Consider the following 4656-nt stretch of genomic DNA (forward strand, 5'->3'; position numbering starts at 1 on the left):
TGATGAATACCTGTGACGGGTTTCTGTTCCCTGGCGCCCGGGCCAATGTCCACCCGGAGGAATATGGTGAAGAAGAAACACCCGCCCACGGGACATTCGACCGCGAGCGCGACCGGCTGAGCTTGCCGCTGATCCGTGCCTGCGTGGCGCGCGGCCAGCCAATCCTTGGGATTTGCCGGGGATTTCAGGAAGTAAATGTGGCGATGGGCGGCACGCTCTTTCCAGAAATCCGCGATTTGCCGGGCCGTGACAATCACCGTATGCCGCCGGACGGATCGCTTGATGAAAAATTCGCATTGCGGCACCTTGTGACCTTCCGCCCTGGCGGCGTGTTTCATCGGCTGATGGATGCGCCCAGCGTGATGACCAATACCTTGCACGGGCAGGGGATAAAAAAGCCCGGGCCCCGCGTCATCGTCGACGGCCATGCCTCCGACGGCACGCCCGAGGCGATCTATATCGCCGATGCGCCGGGTTTCACATTGTCTGTCCAGTGGCACCCCGAATGGAATGCCGATGCCGACCCTGTATCGCGACCCTTGTTCGCAGCTTTTGGTGACGCCTGCCGCGACTGGGCCGCAGGGGCCTTGCGCAAGGTTTCGTAATCGATTACGCATCGCCCGATGAAAAGATCCCGCATCAACGACATCATGGCTGCAGCGGATGACATGATCCGCACCCACGGATTTATCCTTCCGCCGTGGGCTTATTGGACACCCGAAACATTCATGGCCCGCGCCAACGATTCAAAAGCCGTGATTGACGCGCGCTGCGGCTGGGACATCACCGATTACGGCGCTGGTCGCTATGACGAAATGGGGCTGTTCCTGTTCACCTTGCGCAACGGCAGGCTGGCTGATCTGCAACGTGGTGGTGGCATGTGCTATGCTGAAAAATTACTGATCTCGAAACAGGATCAGCTGTCGCCGATGCATACTCATGTGATCAAGGCCGAAGATATCATCAACCGTGGTGGCGCAACACTGGTCGTGGAACTTTTCGGGTCGGGGCCTGATGGCGGTTTTGACGAACAAGCTGGCGGCACCGTCATGTGCGACGGCATCGCGCGGCGCTTTGCCCCCGGAGAAAAGCTGCGTCTTGCCCCCGGTGAAAGCGTGACGCTGATGCCAGGTGACTGGCATGCCTTCTGGGGTGAGGGGGGCGACGTGTTGATCGGTGAAGTGTCCACCGTGAACGACGACGAAACCGACAATATCTTTCGTGATCCGATCGGTCGTTTCGCCCAAATCGAAGAAGATGAGGCACCAACCCATCTGCTGGTCAGCGACTACCGATCATGGCTGAGCGCGTAGAAGTTTTTTGGCAAAAAAAATTTCGCCCACCAAAATTTTTCGGCCTCGCCGTCGTATGATCAGATCAAATGTCTTGAGCGAGGGTGATCCTGACCTGACTCGCTTTGGTCATACCCCCGACTAGGTCAGACCCTCGCAAAACCGTATGATACGCTGACATGCCTCTGTCAGCGCTGTATCCGATGTCGCATAGCTGACGCGGAAATTCGGCGACAGGCCGAAGGCCGCACCGAACACCACCGCGACCCCGGTTTCTTCCAGCAAGGCGGTGGCAAAGCTCTCATCATCGTCGATCAGCGTGCCTGCGGCAGAAGTTTTGCCGATACAGCCCGCAATCGACGGATAGACGTAAAACGCCCCTTCCGGTCTTGGACAGACAAGGCCGGGGGCCGTGTTCAGCAGATCGACCACGAGATCGCGGCGACGCCGGAATAGGGCGTTGTTCGGGGCCAGAAAATCCTGCGGGCCGTTCAAGGCCTCGACCGCGGCATATTGGCTCACTGAACAGGGGTTCGATGTGGATTGCGACTGCACCTTGCGGATCGCCTTGATCAACACCTCTGGGCCTGCGGCATAGCCGATGCGCCAGCCCGTCATCGCATAGGCCTTGGACACGCCGTTCACCGTCAGTGTGCGGTCATAAAGCTGCGGTTCGACCTGCGCGGGCGTGCAGAATTTGAATTCGCCATAGGCCAGATGCTCATACATATCATCGGTCATCACCCAGACGTGAGGATGGCGCAGCAGCACATCGGTCAGCGCCTTGAGTTCATCCCAAGAATAGCCCGCGCCTGTCGGGTTCGAGGGGGAGTTGAACAGGAACCATTTCGTCCGGGGCGTGATCGCCGCCTCTAATTGCGCGGCAGTGATCTTGAACTGCGAGTCCAGCGTCGCCGCAACCGTTACCGGCGTACCACCGGCGAGCAGCACCATATCGGGATAACTGACCCAGTAGGGGGCGGGAATGATCACCTCATCCCCGGGGTTAAGGGTCGCCATGAAGGCGTTGTACAGCACCTGTTTGCCGCCGGTGCCCACCGTGACCTGTGCCGGCACATAGCTCAGGTCATTGTCACGCTGAAATTTGGCGCAGATCGCCTGCTTCAGTTCGGGAATGCCGTCGACGGCGGTGTATTTCGTCTTGCCGTCGGTGATCGCCTGCATTGCGGCGGCCTTGATATTGTCGGGCGTGTCGAAATCCGGCTCTCCGGCGCCTAGGCCGATGATATCGCGCCCCGCCGCTTTCAGCTCGGCTGCCTTGGTGGTCACGGCGATGGTGGGCGATGGTTTCACGCGATCAAGCGTCGCAGACAGAAAAGTCATGGGGATGTCCGGTGGTCAGAGTGCAATCAACGTGACATAAGATCATACAAGCCGTCATAGCAAGAACCAAGGAGCATGATGTGACCGAAACAAACACGGATTGGTACAGCCCAGAGGCCGCCACCTTTGGCGACAGGCTGGCAGGCGCGCGCGAAGAGGCCGGGCTGAGCCAGAAAGACCTCGCCAAATCCTTGGGCGTCAAGCTCACGACACTGATTTCTTGGGAGAATGACACGGGCGAACCGCGCGCCAACCGGCTGCAGATGCTGGCGGGGATGCTTGGCGTCTCGCTCGGCTGGCTGATGACCGGGCAGGGTGACGGGCTGAACGCGCCCGACGACGCGGTGGAAATTCCCGCTGATGTCACGGCCCTGATGCAGGAACTGCGCAAGCTGCGCGCGCAGATGACGCATACGCTGGACCGGATGGGGCAGGTGGAAAAACAACTTCAGACGGCATTGCGCAGGGTGATATGACGGAAACCATCGAACATACTCGCAAGCGGTTGCATATGCGGTCCATGCGGCGCGGGATCAAGGAAATGGATCTGATCCTCTCGGGGTTTGCCGCCGAAGAACTGACCGCGATGACTGCTGATGAACTGGCGCTTTACGATGCGCTGTTGTCCGAAAATGACCATGATCTTTACGGCTGGGTTGGCGGGCAATTTGCGGTCCCTGACATCTATGCCGATCTGATCGCCCGGATCGCTGCGGGCGCGCATGGGGTCACGCGGCCTGCCTGATAGCTTTAACCGGATGTTGGCTTTTGTGGTCTAGACAGGCCTTGGGACAGCAGACGGAGCATTGGGATGAGCATTCACACCAACCTTGGCGCGCAGGATAAACCGGGCGTGGTGGCGGCGCGGCAGGCATCCTTCATGGTATCCTATCTTGATGCGCTGACGTTGGTGGAACGCCTGCACCGGCTGTTGCTGGATGTGATCAAGGATGAATTCGAACGGCTTGGCCTGCTGGATATCAATGCCGTGCAGGCCTTGCTCTTGTTCAATGTGGGCGACCATGAGGTGACAGCAGGCGAACTGAAATCACGCGGCTATTATCAGGGTTCGAACGTATCCTACAATCTGAAAAAACTGGTCGATCTGGGCTATATGCACCATGAACGCAGCGAAATTGACCGCCGGTCCGTCCGCGTACGGCTGACCGAAAAAGGGCGCAACATCAGACTGGTCGTCGCCCGGCTATTCGCCACCCATGCCGAAGGACTGCTAGACCGGCAGGTGCTGGACCATGCCGGTCTGGAAGACATCACCGCGGCCTTGCGCCGGGTCGAACGGTATTGGGCAGATCAGATCAGATATATCTACTGAGGCGGGGCAGCGCCGATTACCAATGGCCGGTGTTTTCCATACTGGACCATGGCTCTGCCGGGGCAAGATTATCGCCTTCCTGCAGCAGCTCGATCGAGATGTTGTCGGGTGAGCGCACAAACGCCATATGCCCGTCGCGCGGCGGGCGGTTGATGGTCACGCCATGATCCATCAGCTTCTGGCAAAGGTCATAGATATTGCCGGTGCGATAGGCCAGATGCCCGAAATGGCGACTGTCCGACGGCAGGCCATCGTCGCCATCCCAGTTATAGGTCAGCTCAATCGGGCATTCCTCTTGTCCTTCTGGTGCCATGAACACGAGCGAAAACCGCCCCTTGTCGTTATCGATCCGGCGCGTTTCACGCAGGCCAAGCAATTCATAGAAAACCATTGATTTCTCAAGGTCTTTCACGCGCACCATCGTATGGAGATATTTCAGGGTCATCGCAGATTTCCTTTTCAGATTTGCAACAAACCTAACCGGTCATTGCGCCGGTTGAAACGGCAAAAGCCGCAAAAATCGCATTCTCGTGATTGGGGGATCCAATGGCAGTCCCTAGGGGAATCGAACCCCTCTTTCCAGGTTGAAAACCTGGCGTCCTAACCGATAGACGAAGGGACCGCAGTTGGTGTCGCGCTTTTAGGCAAAGCCCGCAGCGCGCGCAAGGGGTTAATTGCGCTTTTTGC

7 protein-coding genes and 1 tRNA gene are annotated in these 4656 nt (G+C 58.3%); 5 read left to right on the top strand and 3 right to left on the bottom strand.

The genetic code is table 11. The features are described from left to right. Together ACK4TM_RS17075 and ACK4TM_RS17080 are read left to right on the top strand one after the other, a co-directional pair. A partial coding sequence (locus tag ACK4TM_RS17075; protein WP_409703668.1) for a gamma-glutamyl-gamma-aminobutyrate hydrolase family protein occupies positions 1-605 on the top strand: 605 nt, incomplete at its 5' end. A gap of 18 nt (positions 606-623) precedes the next feature. After that, on the top strand, positions 624-1313 hold the full coding sequence (locus tag ACK4TM_RS17080; protein ID WP_409703671.1) for a D-lyxose/D-mannose family sugar isomerase: 690 nt from the start codon (positions 624-626) through the stop codon (positions 1311-1313). Between the two features lie 120 nt (positions 1314-1433). On the opposite strand, the gene ACK4TM_RS17085 is transcribed toward ACK4TM_RS17080, so the two are convergent. After that, positions 1434-2636, bottom strand: a complete 1203-nt coding sequence (locus ACK4TM_RS17085; RefSeq protein ID WP_409703674.1) for a pyridoxal phosphate-dependent aminotransferase — start codon at positions 2634-2636, stop codon at positions 1434-1436. 80 nt (positions 2637-2716) lie between these two features. Here ACK4TM_RS17085 and ACK4TM_RS17090 point away from each other — a divergent pair, with 80 nt between their 5' ends. The 3 genes from ACK4TM_RS17090 (at position 2717) to ACK4TM_RS17100 (ending at position 3969) form a co-directional block, all read left to right on the top strand. Then, positions 2717-3112 (top strand): multiprotein-bridging factor 1 family protein, encoded by a 396-nt coding sequence (locus ACK4TM_RS17090; protein WP_409703677.1) that lies wholly within the window; start codon positions 2717-2719, stop codon positions 3110-3112. After that, on the top strand, positions 3109-3381 hold the full coding sequence (locus ACK4TM_RS17095; RefSeq protein WP_409703680.1) for a succinate dehydrogenase assembly factor 2: 273 nt from the start codon (positions 3109-3111) through the stop codon (positions 3379-3381). Before ACK4TM_RS17090 ends, ACK4TM_RS17095 begins: the two co-directional genes overlap by 4 nt. Positions 3382-3447: 66 nt before the next feature. After that, positions 3448-3969, top strand: a complete 522-nt coding sequence (locus tag ACK4TM_RS17100; protein ID WP_409703683.1) for a MarR family winged helix-turn-helix transcriptional regulator — start codon at positions 3448-3450, stop codon at positions 3967-3969. 16 nt (positions 3970-3985) lie between these two features. Here ACK4TM_RS17100 and ACK4TM_RS17105 read toward each other — a convergent pair whose 3' ends face one another. Together ACK4TM_RS17105 and ACK4TM_RS17110 are read right to left on the bottom strand one after the other, a co-directional pair. Continuing rightward, positions 3986-4414: a VOC family protein gene (locus tag ACK4TM_RS17105; RefSeq protein ID WP_409703686.1), complete on the bottom strand. Its 429-nt coding sequence runs from the start codon at positions 4412-4414 to the stop codon at positions 3986-3988. 102 nt (positions 4415-4516) lie between these two features. Continuing rightward, positions 4517-4591 (bottom strand) — tRNA-Glu (locus ACK4TM_RS17110). Positions 4592-4656 lie beyond the last annotated feature (65 nt).

The organism is Yoonia sp. (assembly GCF_046292185.1).
Lineage (GTDB): Bacteria > Pseudomonadota > Alphaproteobacteria > Rhodobacterales > Rhodobacteraceae > Yoonia.

What these genes read in the sequence shown, in the direction of transcription:
- ACK4TM_RS17080 (WP_409703671.1), top strand. Translation starts at nt 624, where the DNA reads ATGAAAAGATCCCGCATCAACGACATCATGGCTGCAGCGGATGACATG.
- ACK4TM_RS17085 (WP_409703674.1), bottom strand. Translation starts at nt 2,636, where the DNA reads ATGACTTTTCTGTCTGCGACGCTTGATCGCGTGAAACCATCGCCCACC.
- ACK4TM_RS17095 (WP_409703680.1), top strand. Translation starts at nt 3,109, where the DNA reads ATGACGGAAACCATCGAACATACTCGCAAGCGGTTGCATATGCGGTCC.
- ACK4TM_RS17100 (WP_409703683.1), top strand. Translation starts at nt 3,448, where the DNA reads ATGAGCATTCACACCAACCTTGGCGCGCAGGATAAACCGGGCGTGGTG.
- ACK4TM_RS17105 (WP_409703686.1), bottom strand. Translation starts at nt 4,414, where the DNA reads ATGACCCTGAAATATCTCCATACGATGGTGCGCGTGAAAGACCTTGAG.